14 protein-coding genes are annotated in these 12,692 nt (G+C 73.6%); 5 read left to right on the forward strand and 9 right to left on the reverse strand.

Annotated elements, in window-relative coordinates; genetic code table 11:
* Positions 1–24: 24 nt before the first annotated feature.
* From AB0O53_RS26615 to AB0O53_RS26625, 3 genes are all read left to right on the forward strand, one after another.
* Positions 25–789: an SDR family oxidoreductase gene (locus AB0O53_RS26615; protein ID WP_350998347.1), complete on the forward strand. Its 765-nt coding sequence runs from the start codon at positions 25–27 to the stop codon at positions 787–789.
* Positions 774–2,582 carry an AMP-binding protein gene (locus AB0O53_RS26620; RefSeq protein WP_365198781.1) on the forward strand — a complete coding sequence of 603 codons (1,809 nt, stop codon included), beginning with the start codon at positions 774–776 and terminating at the stop codon, positions 2,580–2,582. Before AB0O53_RS26615 ends, AB0O53_RS26620 begins: the two co-directional genes overlap by 16 nt.
* A 72-nt stretch (positions 2,583–2,654) precedes the next feature.
* Positions 2,655–3,260: a TetR/AcrR family transcriptional regulator gene (locus AB0O53_RS26625; protein WP_030661506.1), complete on the forward strand. Its 606-nt coding sequence runs from the start codon at positions 2,655–2,657 to the stop codon at positions 3,258–3,260.
* On the opposite strand, the gene AB0O53_RS26630 is transcribed toward AB0O53_RS26625, so the two are convergent.
* The gene (locus tag AB0O53_RS26630) at positions 3,199–4,371 is read right to left on the reverse strand and encodes an alkene reductase (RefSeq protein ID WP_365198784.1); all 1,173 of its coding nucleotides are present in this window, start codon (positions 4,369–4,371) and stop codon (positions 3,199–3,201) included. The two genes, AB0O53_RS26625 and AB0O53_RS26630, sit on opposite strands and share 62 nt — an antisense overlap.
* A gap of 53 nt (positions 4,372–4,424) precedes the next feature.
* Here AB0O53_RS26630 and AB0O53_RS26635 point away from each other — a divergent pair, with 53 nt between their 5' ends.
* On the forward strand, positions 4,425–4,796 hold the full coding sequence (locus tag AB0O53_RS26635) for a MerR family transcriptional regulator (protein WP_350998454.1): 372 nt from the start codon (positions 4,425–4,427) through the stop codon (positions 4,794–4,796).
* Between the two features lie 79 nt (positions 4,797–4,875).
* Here the strand turns inward: AB0O53_RS26635 and AB0O53_RS26640 are convergent, their stop codons facing one another.
* The 7 genes from AB0O53_RS26640 to AB0O53_RS26670 all read right to left on the reverse strand — a co-directional run bounded on the left by AB0O53_RS26640 (position 4,876) and on the right by AB0O53_RS26670 (position 10,092).
* Positions 4,876–6,108 carry an acyl-CoA dehydrogenase family protein gene (locus AB0O53_RS26640; RefSeq protein ID WP_365198789.1) on the reverse strand — a complete coding sequence of 411 codons (1,233 nt, stop codon included), beginning with the start codon at positions 6,106–6,108 and terminating at the stop codon, positions 4,876–4,878.
* Between the two features lie 10 nt (positions 6,109–6,118).
* Positions 6,119–7,168 carry a phosphotransferase family protein gene (locus AB0O53_RS26645; protein ID WP_350998333.1) on the reverse strand — a complete coding sequence of 350 codons (1,050 nt, stop codon included), beginning with the start codon at positions 7,166–7,168 and terminating at the stop codon, positions 6,119–6,121.
* A gap of 183 nt (positions 7,169–7,351) precedes the next feature.
* Entirely contained in the window at positions 7,352–8,263 is a 912-nt protein-coding gene (locus tag AB0O53_RS26650) for an MBL fold metallo-hydrolase (protein ID WP_365198793.1), read from the reverse strand.
* Positions 8,264–8,397: 134 nt separating this feature from the next.
* Complete coding sequence (locus AB0O53_RS26655; protein WP_350998328.1) at positions 8,398–8,694, reverse strand: hypothetical protein; 297 nt, start codon at positions 8,692–8,694, stop codon at positions 8,398–8,400.
* 154 nt (positions 8,695–8,848) lie between these two features.
* On the reverse strand, positions 8,849–9,160 hold the full coding sequence (locus tag AB0O53_RS26660; RefSeq protein WP_350998451.1) for a DUF202 domain-containing protein: 312 nt from the start codon (positions 9,158–9,160) through the stop codon (positions 8,849–8,851).
* 2 nt (positions 9,161–9,162) lie between these two features.
* The gene (locus AB0O53_RS26665; RefSeq protein ID WP_350998326.1) at positions 9,163–9,561 is read right to left on the reverse strand and encodes a YidH family protein; all 399 of its coding nucleotides are present in this window, start codon (positions 9,559–9,561) and stop codon (positions 9,163–9,165) included.
* A gap of 9 nt (positions 9,562–9,570) precedes the next feature.
* The gene (locus AB0O53_RS26670; RefSeq protein ID WP_365198796.1) at positions 9,571–10,092 is read right to left on the reverse strand and encodes an NUDIX hydrolase; all 522 of its coding nucleotides are present in this window, start codon (positions 10,090–10,092) and stop codon (positions 9,571–9,573) included.
* 84 nt (positions 10,093–10,176) lie between these two features.
* Here AB0O53_RS26670 and AB0O53_RS26675 point away from each other — a divergent pair, with 84 nt between their 5' ends.
* Positions 10,177–11,832: an FAD-binding dehydrogenase gene (locus tag AB0O53_RS26675; RefSeq protein WP_365198799.1), complete on the forward strand. Its 1,656-nt coding sequence runs from the start codon at positions 10,177–10,179 to the stop codon at positions 11,830–11,832.
* A gap of 159 nt (positions 11,833–11,991) precedes the next feature.
* Here AB0O53_RS26675 and AB0O53_RS26680 read toward each other — a convergent pair whose 3' ends face one another.
* Positions 11,992–12,417, reverse strand: coding sequence for an ASCH domain-containing protein (locus tag AB0O53_RS26680; RefSeq protein ID WP_350998321.1), 426 nt, complete (start codon positions 12,415–12,417; stop codon positions 11,992–11,994).
* Between the last annotated feature and the right edge of the window lie 275 nt (positions 12,418–12,692).

Consider the following 12,692-nt stretch of genomic DNA (forward strand, 5'->3'; position numbering starts at 1 on the left):
CCGCCGTACGAGAGGTGTGATCCCGTGAGCGCGTACCAGGACCAGCGAGTCGTCGTCACCGGCGCGGGCGGCGGCATCGGCGCCGCGCTCGCCCACCGCTTCGCGGCCGAGGGCGCCACGGTGGTCGTCAACGACCTCGACCCCGCCCGGGCCGCCGCGGTCGCGGGCGCCATCGGCGCGCGGGCGATCCCGGTGCCGGGCGACGCCTCCCAGGTCGCGGCCGAGGCCCGGGAGGCACTCGGCGGGACGGTCGACGTCTACTGCGCCAACGCCGGACTCGCCTCGGGCGGCGGCGCAGACGCCGACGAGGCCGTCTGGGAAGCCGCCTGGGACGTCAACGTCATGGCCCACGTCCGCGCCGCCCGGCTGCTGCTGCCCGACTGGCTGGAGCGGGGGAGCGGCCGCTTCGTCTCCACCGTCTCGGCCGCGGGACTGCTCAGCATGATCGGGGCCGCCCCGTACAGTGTCACCAAGCACGGTGCCCTCGCCTTCGCGGAATGGCTCTCGCTGACCTACCGCCACCGAGGTGTCCAGGTCCACGCCGTCTGCCCGCAAGGAGTGCGCACCGACATGCTGACCGCCGCGGGCTCGGCGGGCGAACTCGTCCTCGCACCGACCGCGATCGAGCCGGAAGCGGTCGCGGACGCGCTGTTCGACGGCATGGAGAAGGGCCGCTTCTTGATCCTCCCGCACGCCGAGGTCGCCGACTACTACGCGGCCCGCGCCACCGACCCGGACCGCTGGCTGAGCGGCATGAACCACCTCCAGCAGACATGGGAGACCCGGTGACCCCCGCCTCCGGCGCCACCTCTCCCCCCGCCTCCGACTCCGCTTCCGCCTCGGTCTACGCCGCCCGGCCCTGGCGCGGGCTGCTCTCCCCGGTCCAGCTGGCGCCCGTCGCGCCGCCGCCCACCGTCCTGCACGCCTTCCGCGAGGCCGTCGCCCGCGCCCCCGAACGCACCGCGCTCGCCTACTTCGACGGCCGGATCGGCTATGCCGAGGCCGACGCGCTCTCCGACTCCGTCGCCGGCCACCTCGCCGCGCGGGGCGTCCGCCGCGGCGACCGGGTCGCGGTCATGCTCCAGAACACCCCGCACTTCGTGCTCGCCGTCCTCGGCGCCTGGAAGGCCGGGGCCGTCGTGGTCCCGCTCAACCCCATGTACAAGTCCGGCGAGGTCGGCCACGTCCTGCGCGACTCCGGGGCCGCCGCGCTCGTGTGCGACGGCGGTGCCTGGGCGGCGTACCTGTGCAAGGCGGTGCGGGGCAGTGCGGTGCGGACCGTGCTGACCGCCTCGGACCGGGACTTCCAGACCCGCGACGACCCGCGCGTCTTCGGCCGGGCACCGGCCGCGGCCCCGGCACAGGACCCGGCCACGGCCATGGCCACGGCCCCCGACCGTCCGCACGTGCCCGCGCAGGCGGTCGCGGACACCCCCGACCCCGTCATCCCCGACCCCGCCACCGCCGACCTCTTCGCCGTCGCCCGCGGCGGGCGGCCCGCTCCGGGCGGTCCGGACCTCACCGCCGCCGACACCGCGCTCATCAGCTACACCTCCGGCACCAGCGGCACCCCCAAGGGCGCGATGAACCCGCACGGCGCGCTCACCTACAACGCCGTACGGCAGGTCACCGCCCACCCCCTGGCCGAGGGCGCCGGCTACTTCGCCCTCGCGCCCCTGTTCCACATCACCGGCATGGTCTGCGAACTGTCCGCCTGCTTCGTCAACGCCGGCACCCTCGTCCTCGCCCACCGCTTCGACGCCGGGGCCGTCCTCGACGCCTTCCTGGAGCACCGCCCCGCCTACACCGTCGGCCCGGCCACCGCCTTCATGGCCCTCGCCGCCCACCCCGCCGCCACCCCCGACCACTTCGCCTCCTTCCAGGTCGTCTCCTCCGGCGGCGCCCCGCTCCCGCCCGCCCTCGTCGAACGCCTGCGCGCGGCCTTCGGCTTCTACCTCCGCAACGGCTACGGCCTCACCGAGTGCACCGCCCCCTGCGCCAGCGTGCCCGTGCACCTCGAAGCCCCCGTCGACCCCGCCTCCGGCACCCTCTCCGTCGGCCTGCCCGGCACCGACACCCTCGTCCGCATCCTCGACGAGCAGGGAGCGGAGCTGCCCATCGGCCGGACCGGCGAGATCGCCGTCCGCGGCCCCCAGGTCGTCCCCGGCTACTGGGGCCTGCCCGCCGAAACCGCCGAGGCCTTCCCGGACGGCGAACTGCGCACCGGGGACGTCGGCTTCATGGACCCGGACGGCTGGCTCTACGTCGTCGACCGCAAGAAGGACATGATCAACGCGTCCGGCTTCAAGGTCTGGCCGCGCGAGGTCGAGGACGTGCTCTACACCCACCCCGCCGTCCGCGAGGCCGCCGTGGTCGGCGTCCCCGACCCGTACCGCGGGGAGACCGTCAAGGCGTACGTGAGCCTGCGACCCGGCACCTCGGCCGAGCCGGAGGAGCTCGCCGCCCACTGTGCCGAGCGCATGGCCGCGTACAAATACCCGCGCCGGGTCGAGATCCTGCCTGTCCTTCCGAAGACGACCAGTGGCAAGATCCTGCGACGGGAACTGCGCGATCGCGGCTGAAAACAGTCGGACGGTCGTACAGCTGGTCGCACCGACCAGGTAGGCAGGAACGAGAAAGGGAGGGTCGGCACCATGGCGGCCAGGACCACGGAACCCGCAGGCACGCACGAGGCCCCGGTACCGCAGCGGCTGCTGGCCGTCGCCACCCGGCTGTTCGCCGAGCGCGGCTACGACCGCACGTCCGTCCAGGAGATCGTCGAGGCGGCCGGGGTCACCAAGGGCGCGCTCTACCACTACTTCGGGTCCAAGGACGACCTGCTGCACGAGGTGTACGCGCGGATGCTGCGCCTCCAGCAGCAGCGCCTCGACGCGGTGGCCGCCTCCGACGCCCCCGTCGAGGAACGGCTGCGGGCCGCGGCCGCCGACGTGGTGGTCACCACCATCGAGAACCTCGACGACGCCATGATCTTCTTCCGGTCGATGCACCAGCTCAGCCCGGAGAAGTTCAAGCAGGTACGGGCGGAGCGCCGGCGCTACCACGAGCGCTTCCGGGCCCTGATCGAGGAGGGGCAGCGGACCGGGGTGTTCTCCACCGCCACCCCCGCCGACCTGGTGGTGGACTACCACTTCGGGTCCGTGCACCACCTGTCCACCTGGTACCGGGCCGACGGCCCGCTCACACCGCAGCAGGTCGCCGACCACCTCGCGGACCTGCTGCTGCGGGCGCTGCGGCCCTGATCCCCGAGGCGTCCAGGGCGGGATAGTCGGTGTAGCCCTCCGCGCCCTGGACGTACATCAGGAACTCCGGCCGGACCGCGTTGAGCGGCGCGCCCGTGCGCAGCCGTTCCACGAGGTCGGGGTTGGCGAGGAAGCCCCGGCCCAGCGCGATCAGGTCGGCGCCGGCGGCCAGCAGCCGCTCGCCGGCGCGCATGCCGCCGTCGGCGGCCACCTCCTCGCGGGTCAGCGCCGGGTTGGCGATCAGCGTGCCGGGCCAGGCCCGGCGGATCGCGTCGAAGAGGGGCGAGGCCGGGTCGGCGTACACCTGGTGCAGGTAGACCGGCCCGAGCTGCGCCAGTGCCCCGACCAGCGCCGGGTAGATCGCGGCGGTGTCGCCCTCCTCGATGCCGTTCACGCCCAGTCCGGGCGAGATCCGGACGCCGACCCGGTCCGGCCCGACGGCTTCGGCCACCGCGCGCACCACCTCGACGGTGAAGCGGATGCGGCCCTCGACGGAGCCGCCCCAGCCGTCGGTGCGCCGGTTGGTGTTCCGCGCGAGGAACTGGTGGAGCAGGTGGCCGTTGGCGGAGTGCACCTCCACCCCGGCGAATCCGGCCTCGACGGCGCTGCGCGCGGCGTTCGCGAAGTCGGCGACGGTGGACCGGATGTCCTCCTCCGTCATCTCCCGGGGCGCCACCGCGTCCCGCAGCCCGCCCGGGGTGTGCAGCGGCTCGGGGAACCGTACGGCCGACGGGGCGAGCGGGACGTGCCCGCTGGTGTCGGGGTGGCCGACCCGGCCGCCGTGCTGGAGCTGGAGGTACATCCGCCCGCCGGCCGCGTGCACCGCGTCCGTGACCCGGCGCCACCCGGCGACCTGCGCCGCGGTGTGGATGCCGGGGATGTGGGGGTAGGTCCGGCCGACGGCGTTCGGCGTGGCCGCCTCGGCGATGATCAGACCGGCCGAGGCGCGCTGCGCGTAGTAGGTGGCCATGAGGTCGCCGGGCACCCCGTCGGCGCCGGCGCGGTTGCGCGTCAGCGGAGCCATCACCAGGCGGCTGGGGAGTTCCAGCCCGCCGAGGCGGGTGCGGTCGAAGAGGGTCGTCTGCTGCGTCTGCTGCGTCTGCTGCGTCATGCCGGGTACCGTAAAACCTGACACTGGTGTCAGATTCAAGGACCGGGGGGACCGTGCGGATCGGGGAACTGGCGGCGCGCACCGGCGTCGGCGAGCGTTCGCTGCGCTACTACGAGGCACAGGGCCTGCTGGCCGCCGACCGTACGCCCGGCGGGCACCGGGACTTCCCCGAGCGGGCCGTCGACCGGGTCATCCGCATCCAGGAGCTCTACGCGGCCGGCCTGAACAGCACGAAGATCGGGCAGATCCTGCCCTGCATGCGGGACGAGGACGGCGGCCCGTCGGTCCGCGCGACCCCCGCGCTGGTGGCCGAACTGGCCGCCGAACGGGAGCGGATCGACCGGATGATCGGCGAACTGATCCGCTCCCGCGAGGTGCTGGACGAGGTCATCACGGCGGCGACCGGCCGCACCAGCCCCGCCTGAACGGGCCCGGCCCCGCCGCCCTCCGGCCCCGCGGTGCCCCGCCGCCCTCCGGGCCCGCGGGGCACCGCTCCGCCGGGGGCTACATGTAGCGCCTCAGCTCCCGGCGGGCCAGGGAGCGCTGGTGGACCTCGTCCGGGCCGTCGGCCAGCCGCAGGGTCCGGGCCGCCGCCCACAGCTCGGCCAGCGGGAGGTCCTGGCTCACCCCGCCCGCGCCGTGCAGCTGCACCGCGTCGTCCAGGATCCGCACCACCGCCCGCGGGGTCGCGATCTTGATGGCCTGGATCTCGGTGTGCGCGCCGCGGTTGCCGACCGTGTCCATCAGCCAGGCCGTCTTGAGCACCAGCAGCCGCAGCTGCTCCACCGTCACGCGGGCGTCCGCGATCCAGTTCTGCACGACGCCCTGTGCGGCCAGCGGCTTGCCGAAGGCCGTACGCTCCACCGCGCGCCGGCACATCAGCTCGATGGCCCGCTCCGCCATGCCGATGAGCCGCATGCAGTGGTGGATGCGGCCCGGGCCGAGCCGCGCCTGGGCGATGGCGAAGCCGCCGCCCTCCTCGCCGATCAGGTTCGCCGCCGGGACCCGTACCCCGTCGAAGACCACCTCGGCGTGGCCGCCGTGGTCGTGGTCCTCGTACCCGTACACCGTCATGGCCCGACGCACCTCGACCCCCGGGGTGTCCCGCGGGACCAGGACCATCGACTGCTGACGGCGCGGATCGGCGCCCTCCGGGTCGGTCTTGCCCATCACGATGAAGACCCTGCAGTCCGGGTTCATGGCACCGGAGATGAACCACTTGCGGCCCGTGATCACGTACTCGTCGCCCACCCGCTCGATCCGGGTCTCGATGTTCGTCGCGTCCGAGGAGGCCACCTCGGGCTCCGTCATCGCGAACGCGGAGCGGATCTCGCCGTTCAGCAGCGGCTCCAGCCACTGCTTCTTCTGCTCCTCGCTGCCGAACTGGGCCAGCAGCTCCATGTTCCCGGTGTCCGGGGCCGCGCAGTTGGTCGCCATCGGCGCCAGGTGCGGGCTGCGGCCGGTGATCTCGGCGAGCGGCGCGTACTGGAGGTTGGTGAGCCCCGCGCCGTACTCCGCGCCGGGCAGGCCGTGCTGGTCCACGAAGAAGAGGTTCCACAGGCCCTGGCGGCGCGCCTCGGCCTTCAGTTCACCGAAGACGGCCGGGGTGTCCCAGGGCGAGGCCAGCCGTGCGCGCTGCTCGGCGGCGACGGGCTCCGCCGCGTGGACGTACTCCTCCATGAACGCGAGCAGCCGCTCACGGAGTTCCTCGGTCCGGGCGTCGAATGCGAAGTCCATGCTGCGTGCCTCAGCCTTCCTGCAGTTCCTGGAGGGTGGTCAGTCCGTGCTCGATGAAGACCGGAACCAGCTCGCCGATCCGGTCGAAACCCGCACCGACGGTCTGCCCGAGCGTGTAGCGGTAGTGGATGCCCTCGAGGATCACCGCGAGCTTGAACCAGGCGAACGCCGTGTACCAGGCGATCGCCCCGGTGTCCCGCCCGGAGCGGGCGGCGTACCGCTCGACCAGCTCGGCGGGCGCCGGATGCCCGGGGGCACCGCTCGTCGTGCCGACCGGGGACGCGGGCAGGCCCAGGTCGGAGCTGTACATCACCAGCAGCCCGAGGTCGGTGAGCGGATCCCCGAGCGTGGACATCTCCCAGTCGAGCACCGCCCGGATCGTGTCGGTGCCGGACGGGGAGGTGCCGATGAGCACGTTGTCGAGCCGGTAGTCGCCGTGCACCACGGTCGGGGCGGGGGAGTCGGGCAGCCTGCGCCCCAGGGCGACGTGCAGCTCGTCGATCCCGGCGAGCTCGCGCCCCCGGGAGGCCGCGAGCTGCTTGCCCCAGCGCCGCAGCTGCCGGTCGAGGAAGCCCTCGGGCCGGCCGAAGTCGCCCAGGCCCACCGCCTCCGGGTCCACCGCGTGCAGGTCGACCAGCGTGTCCACCAGCCCCAGCACAGCCCGCCGGGTGCGCTCCGGACCGATCGCGGCGAGCTCGCCGGCCGTGCGGTACGGCACCCCCTCCACGTACTCCATGACGTAGAAAGGCGCCCCCAGCACCTCCTCGTCCTCGCACAGCAGCACCGGCTCCGGGACCGGTACGGCCGTCCCGTGCAGCGCCGCGATGACGCGGTGCTCGCGGCGCATGTCGTGGGCGGTGGCCAGGACGTGGCCGAGGGGCGGCCGGCGCACCACCCAGCGGGCGGTCCCGTCGGTGATCTCGTACGTGAGGTTCGAGCGGCCGCCCTCGATCAGCCGGCCGCGCAGCGCACCGGACACGAGTCCCGGCCGGGCGCGGTCGAGATGACCGCGCAGCCGCTCCAGATCCAGGCCTCGTGGGTCGGCCGGGGCTGAGGTCATGGTGCGCACCTCCGTGCGGAGAGTCGATGAGGGGATCAGGGGATCAGGGGATCAGGGGATCAGGGGATCGAGGGTTCAGGGCACGAGCGGCGGTGCGTCGGCACACCACCGGACGTAATCATGCCGACCAGTCGGTATGCCGTCCAGAGGGCGGGCCGAAAGAACACCTCCGGCCCGCCGGGTTCACGCGTGGCAGAGGATCGGCGTGCCGCCGTTCATCACCGTCATGTCCGTGAGCACCGCCAGTATGTCCAGCGGCGCACCCTCGGGCTCCCCGGCCAGCTCCGCGTACGCCCGGTGCACGTTGGCCACCAGCCGCTCGCTCTCCCGCCAGGCCGCGAACTCGCCGAGGTCGGCCTGCCGGGCCACCTCCAGCGGGGTCAGACCCTTGGCCGCCCCCTCCCGGGCGAGCTCGGCCACGTACCGCAGGTAGCGCTCGGTGGAGTCGTAGGCCGACGGGTCGGTCAGCGGTCCGTGGCCCGGTACGACGGTCTCCGCGTCCAGCGACCGCAGCAGCTCCAGCGCCCGCAGCGAACCGGCGAGCGAGCCCATCGCGAGGAACGGCGTGCCCCCGGCGAAGACCAGGTCCCCGGTGAAGACCACCCGCTGCCGGGGCAGCCACACGACCGAGTCCCCGGTGGTGTGCGCGACGCCCGGGTGGAGGACCTGCACCTCGGTCCCGCCCACGTGCACGGTCGCCCGGTCGCTGTAGGTGAGGTCCGGCGCGGTGATGTCGATCGCCCCGAAGTCCGTCGCGGGCCAGATCATCTCCAGCTGGTGGCCGGCGGCGAGCTGCTCGGTCCGCGCGTTGTCGTGCGCGAGGACCAGTGCCTCGGGGGTGAAGACGGAGTTGCCGTAGGTGTGGTCGCCGTGGTGGTGGGTGTTCACCACGGTCCGCGGGAGCGGCACCCCGGCCGCCACGACCGCCTCGCGCAGTGCCAGGGCCCGCCGCTCGGTGGCGGCGGTGTCGACGAGCAGGGTCCGGCCGCCGTCGCTCACGAAGCCGGCGTTGTTCAGGCACCAGCCGCCGTCGGGCTGGACGTAGGCGTACACCCCCGGCGCGGGCTGGACGAGGTACGGGTCGTCGACGGGCATCTGCGCTCTCCCCGGGTCGCTGTGACAGGCGGTCAGCATCCTGTCAGCCGTCGTCGCGCAGGGGGAGGGCGGGTGCCGCCCCCGGCCGGCCGGGAGGGCCGACCGGGAGGACCGGTCAGGGGCGGCGGCGCCGGTCAGTGGTCGTCGTAGTGCCCGTCGTGCGCGGCGTGCCGGTGTCCGTCGTGCAGGTAGTCGACGTGGTCCCCGTGCCGGACGGTGTCGTGCCCGCAGCCCGTGCCGTGCGCGTGGGCGTGGCCCTCGTGGGCGGTGTGCCCGGCCGGCTCGCACTCGTCCCAGTGCCCCGAGTGCTCCCGGTGCAGGTGGCCGTCGTGCGCGTAGTCGACGTGGTCGCCGTGCGGGACCGCCCGGTGGCCGCAGTCCGCGCCGTGGGCGTGCTGGTGCGTGGGGTGTTCGTGGTGGAGGGTCGTCATGGCGCCGAGACTAGTGCGAATGGTCCCCTATTGCCCGTTGTGTCCTTACGGGCGGGGAGAAGTGGGATGATCGGCCGGGCAGCTCGGCCGGACCCCCGGGCCCCGTTCCAGGCGCAGGCGCGGCCCCGTCCCAGGCGCGGACCCGGGCCGGGGCTCAGAGGATGACCGCCACAGCGAACGCCGCCAGCGCCACCGTGCACGCGACCACGGCCAGTGCCGACCGGCTCCCCAGCATCCGCGGCCGACCGGTCGCCAGCGCCCGGATCCGGCGGTGCGCAACCCACAGGAACGCCAGCCAGAGCAGCACGATCACCGCCGCCCCGGTCACCTCCGTCGGCGACCCGGACCCGCGCAGCGCCGCCCGCAGCGCCAGGACCGCCACCACCGAGGACGCCAGGGTCGTACGCCGCCACGCGAGCCGGGTCCGCTCCGGCTGGAGCCCGGCATCGCGGTCCGTACCCGGCAGGCTCACCGCCCCGACGTCCAGCCAAGCAGCACGACCACCACCATCGCCACCGCGACCAGCCCCACGCCCAGGCTCAGCACCACCGGGAACCGCGACAGCGGCAGGTCCTCGTGCCGGCGCATCGCCCGCTCGCAGCGCACCCAGTGGTTCACCGCCCGCAGCGCGCAGGCCGCACCCACCACGAGCAGCGCCAGGGCCATGCCCACCCGCACGCCCCACCGGAGGTCGGGCAGGAACTGGTCGACGGCGAAACCGCCGCCGACCAGGGCCAGGGCGGTCCGGATCCAGGCGAGGAAGGTGCGCTCGTTGGCCAGCGAGAAGCGGTAGTCGGGGGTGTCGCCCTCGTCCCTCAGCCGCGACGGCGCGAACCACAGGCGTACGTCCTTGACGAAGTCGATCACCTGATCAATCTACTGGCGGGAGTCCGCACGCGCGCGCAGCCGCCGGTAGGCCTCCAGCCCGTCCGGCACCCAGTCCCACTCCCCGTCCCCGATCCGCCGGTCCAGCTCCTCCCGCGTGAGGAAGGCGTGCCAGTCCACCTCCGAGGCCTGCGGGGCCACCGGCAGCTCGCACCGCACCTCGTAGACGGAGGACCACCAGGCCCCGCCCGGACCCTCGTACAGGAACTTCAGCAGCGGCTCCGGCTGCGGCAGCCCCCGCACTCCGAGCTCCTCCTCGGCCTCGCGCAGCGCGGCCTGCGCGTAGCTCTCGCCCGCGCCCACCACCCCGCCCACGAACATGTCGTAGTGCGAGGGAAAGACGAGCTTCGAGGCGGTCCGCCGGTGCACGAAGATGCGCTCCTGCGCGTCCCCGGCCAGCACGAACACGCAGCGGTGGATCAGCCCGCGGGCGTAGACCTCGCCCCGCGGGGCCTGCCCGGTGACCCGGTCGTCCCGGTCCACCACGTCCAGTACTTCATCAGCGGCGCTCACAGGTTCATCCAACCACCGCTGTTGACTGGTTACCGCTCCGTAGCAAAGGATCTGCCCCACCATCGACGGAGGACGGGTATCCGCATGACGTACGACGCAGACGTGATCGTGATCGGAGCCGGGCTCGCGGGCCTCGTGGCCACCGCCGAGCTCGTCGACGCGGGCCGCAAGGTCATCCTGCTCGACCAGGAGCCGGAGCAGTCCATTGGAGGCCAGGCGCACTGGTCCTTCGGCGGGCTGTTCTTCGTGGACTCGCCCGAGCAGCGCCGCATGCGGATCAAGGACAGCCACGCCCTCGCCCTCCAGGACTGGCTGGGCACCGCCGGCTTCGACCGCGAGGAGGACGCCTGGCCGCGCCGCTGGGCCGAGGCCTACGTCGACTTCGCGGCCGGCGAGAAGCGCTCCTGGCTGCACCGGCAGGGCGTCCGCTTCTTCCCCGTCGTCGGCTGGGCGGAGCGCGGCGGCTACGACGCCAACGGACACGGGAACTCCGTCCCCCGCTTCCACATCACCTGGGGCACCGGCCCCGGTCTGGTGGCCCCCTTCGAACGACGGGTCCGGGAGGGCGTGGCCCGCGGCCTGGTCCGCCTGGCCTTCCGCCACCGGGTGACCGGGCTCGCCGCCACCGCCGGCGCCGTGGACACCGTCACCGGCGAGATCCTGGAACCCTCCGACGCCGTACGGGGCGCCGCCAGCGGCCGCGAGGCCACCGGGACCTTCTCCCTGCGGGCCCAGGCCGTGATCGTCACCAGCGGCGGCATCGGCGGCAACCACGACCTCGTGCGCGCGCAGTGGCCCGCCCGGCTCGGCACCCCGCCCGAGCGGATGCTCTCCGGGGTCCCCGCGCACGTCGACGGCCTGATGCTGGGCATCGCCGAGGCCGCGGGCGCCAGCCACATCAACAAGGACCGCATGTGGCACTACACCGAGGGCATCCAGAACTGGGACCCGATCTGGTCCAAGCACGGGATCCGCATCCTTCCCGGCCCGTCCCCGCTCTGGCTGGACGCCACCGGCAAGCGGCTGCCCGTACCGCTCTTCCCCGGCTTCGACACCCTGGGCACCCTCGACCACATCATGAAGACGGGGTACGACCACACCTGGTTCGTGCTCAACCAGCGCATCATCGGCAAGGAGTTCGCCCTCTCCGGCTCCGAGCAGAACCCGGACCTCACCGGCAAGTCGGTGCGCGACGTCATCACCCGGGCGCGCCAGGCCGTACCCGGCCCGGTCAAGGCCTTCATGGACCGCGGCGCCGACTTCGTCGTCGAGCGCGACCTGTCCGCCCTCGTGCGCGGCATGAACGCGGTCACCAAGGAGGACCTCCTCGACGAGGCCACGGTCCGGGGCGAGATCGTCGCCCGCGACCGGGAGATCGCCAACCCCTTCACCAAGGACCTGCAGGTCACGGCCATCCACGGGGCCCGCAAGTACCTCGGCGACAAGCTGATCCGCACCGCCGTCCCGCACCGGATACTCGACCCCGGGGCCGGCCCGCTCATCGCGGTACGGCTCTCCATCCTGACCCGAAAGTCCCTGGGCGGCCTGGAGACCGACCTCTCCTCGCGGGTCCTGACCGGGACGGGCGAACCGCTGCCGGGCGTCTACGCGGCCGGTGAGGCGGCCGGGTTCGGCGGCGGCGGGGTCCACGGCTACCGGGCCCTGGAGGGCACCTTCCTCGGCGGGTGCATCTTCTCCGGCCGCGCGGCGGGCCGGGCCGCGGCGAAGTCGGTCGGCTGAGGCCGGCCCCGGTGCGGGCCCCGGTGGTACGGGGCCCGGTATGGGGCCTGGCGGTACCGGGGCCCGGTCTGGCCCTGGCGGTACCGTGGCCGGTGCGCCGCCCGGCCGGCATCCGCGCCCGGCCGGCATCCGCGTCCGGCCGGCATCCGCGCCGGGGCGTCAGACCAGCCGCTCGGTGACCCGGAACCGTTCCGCGATGACGAGGGTGTCGTCGTCGACCGTGAACCCCGGGTCGCCGATCACGGTGCGCACCGGCTCGCTGTGCCAGAACTCCTCGTGCGACGTACGCCATTCGGCCACCGACGTGTACCCCTCGCCCTCGTCGAGGGCGTGCTCCAGCCCCACGTCGGCGAGCCGCAGCACCTCCACGGCCGTCACCTCCACCACCGCCACACCCCGCTCGTCGGAGTCGACCAGCAGGGACCGCGCGCCCGGCTCCGGCAGCGGTTCCCGCTCCGCCTCGTACTCCGCGAGCAGGCCGGTGGTGCTGGTCTTCGCCCCGCTCAGCACGGCCGCGACCAACTGGTCGCGCAAGGGCCCGGGGAACCCCAGCAGGTACGGGGGAAGATCGTCATATGCAGTCATACGGCCACCCTAAGGCGCCGCCCCCGGCCTGCCGGAACGAATATCGCCCGGTCAACTGGTACGGCGATCAAAGCAGTTGAAACGCGCCACGCAGTGGACTGGACCTTGACTCGGAGCTGCGCGTACCGCTTTGCTGTGCGTGATCACTGGAGTGCTCAACGGAGTTCCGACCGAATTCCGCCTGCGCCCCGGCGACCCGACGCAGCACCACCGCGGTTCCTCCGGGGCTCTTCCGGGGTTCCGCGGAGCTCCACCGGCACGATCCCCAGACCCAC

It is taken from the genome of Streptomyces erythrochromogenes, assembly GCF_040684695.1.
GTDB lineage: Bacteria > Actinomycetota > Actinomycetes > Streptomycetales > Streptomycetaceae > Streptomyces > Streptomyces erythrochromogenes_C.

What these genes read in the sequence shown, in the direction of transcription:
- AB0O53_RS26680 (WP_350998321.1), bottom strand. Translation starts at nt 12,417, where the DNA reads ATGACTGCATATGACGATCTTCCCCCGTACCTGCTGGGGTTCCCCGGG.
- AB0O53_RS26625 (WP_030661506.1), top strand. Translation starts at nt 2,655, where the DNA reads ATGGCGGCCAGGACCACGGAACCCGCAGGCACGCACGAGGCCCCGGTA.
- AB0O53_RS26650 (WP_365198793.1), bottom strand. Translation starts at nt 8,263, where the DNA reads ATGCCCGTCGACGACCCGTACCTCGTCCAGCCCGCGCCGGGGGTGTAC.
- AB0O53_RS26640 (WP_365198789.1), bottom strand. Translation starts at nt 6,108, where the DNA reads ATGGACTTCGCATTCGACGCCCGGACCGAGGAACTCCGTGAGCGGCTG.
- AB0O53_RS26645 (WP_350998333.1), bottom strand. Translation starts at nt 7,168, where the DNA reads ATGACCTCAGCCCCGGCCGACCCACGAGGCCTGGATCTGGAGCGGCTG.
- AB0O53_RS26655 (WP_350998328.1), bottom strand. Translation starts at nt 8,694, where the DNA reads ATGACGACCCTCCACCACGAACACCCCACGCACCAGCACGCCCACGGC.
- AB0O53_RS26675 (WP_365198799.1), top strand. Translation starts at nt 10,177, where the DNA reads ATGACGTACGACGCAGACGTGATCGTGATCGGAGCCGGGCTCGCGGGC.
- AB0O53_RS26630 (WP_365198784.1), bottom strand. Translation starts at nt 4,371, where the DNA reads ATGACGCAGCAGACGCAGCAGACGCAGCAGACGACCCTCTTCGACCGC.
- AB0O53_RS26620 (WP_365198781.1), top strand. Translation starts at nt 774, where the DNA reads ATGGGAGACCCGGTGACCCCCGCCTCCGGCGCCACCTCTCCCCCCGCC.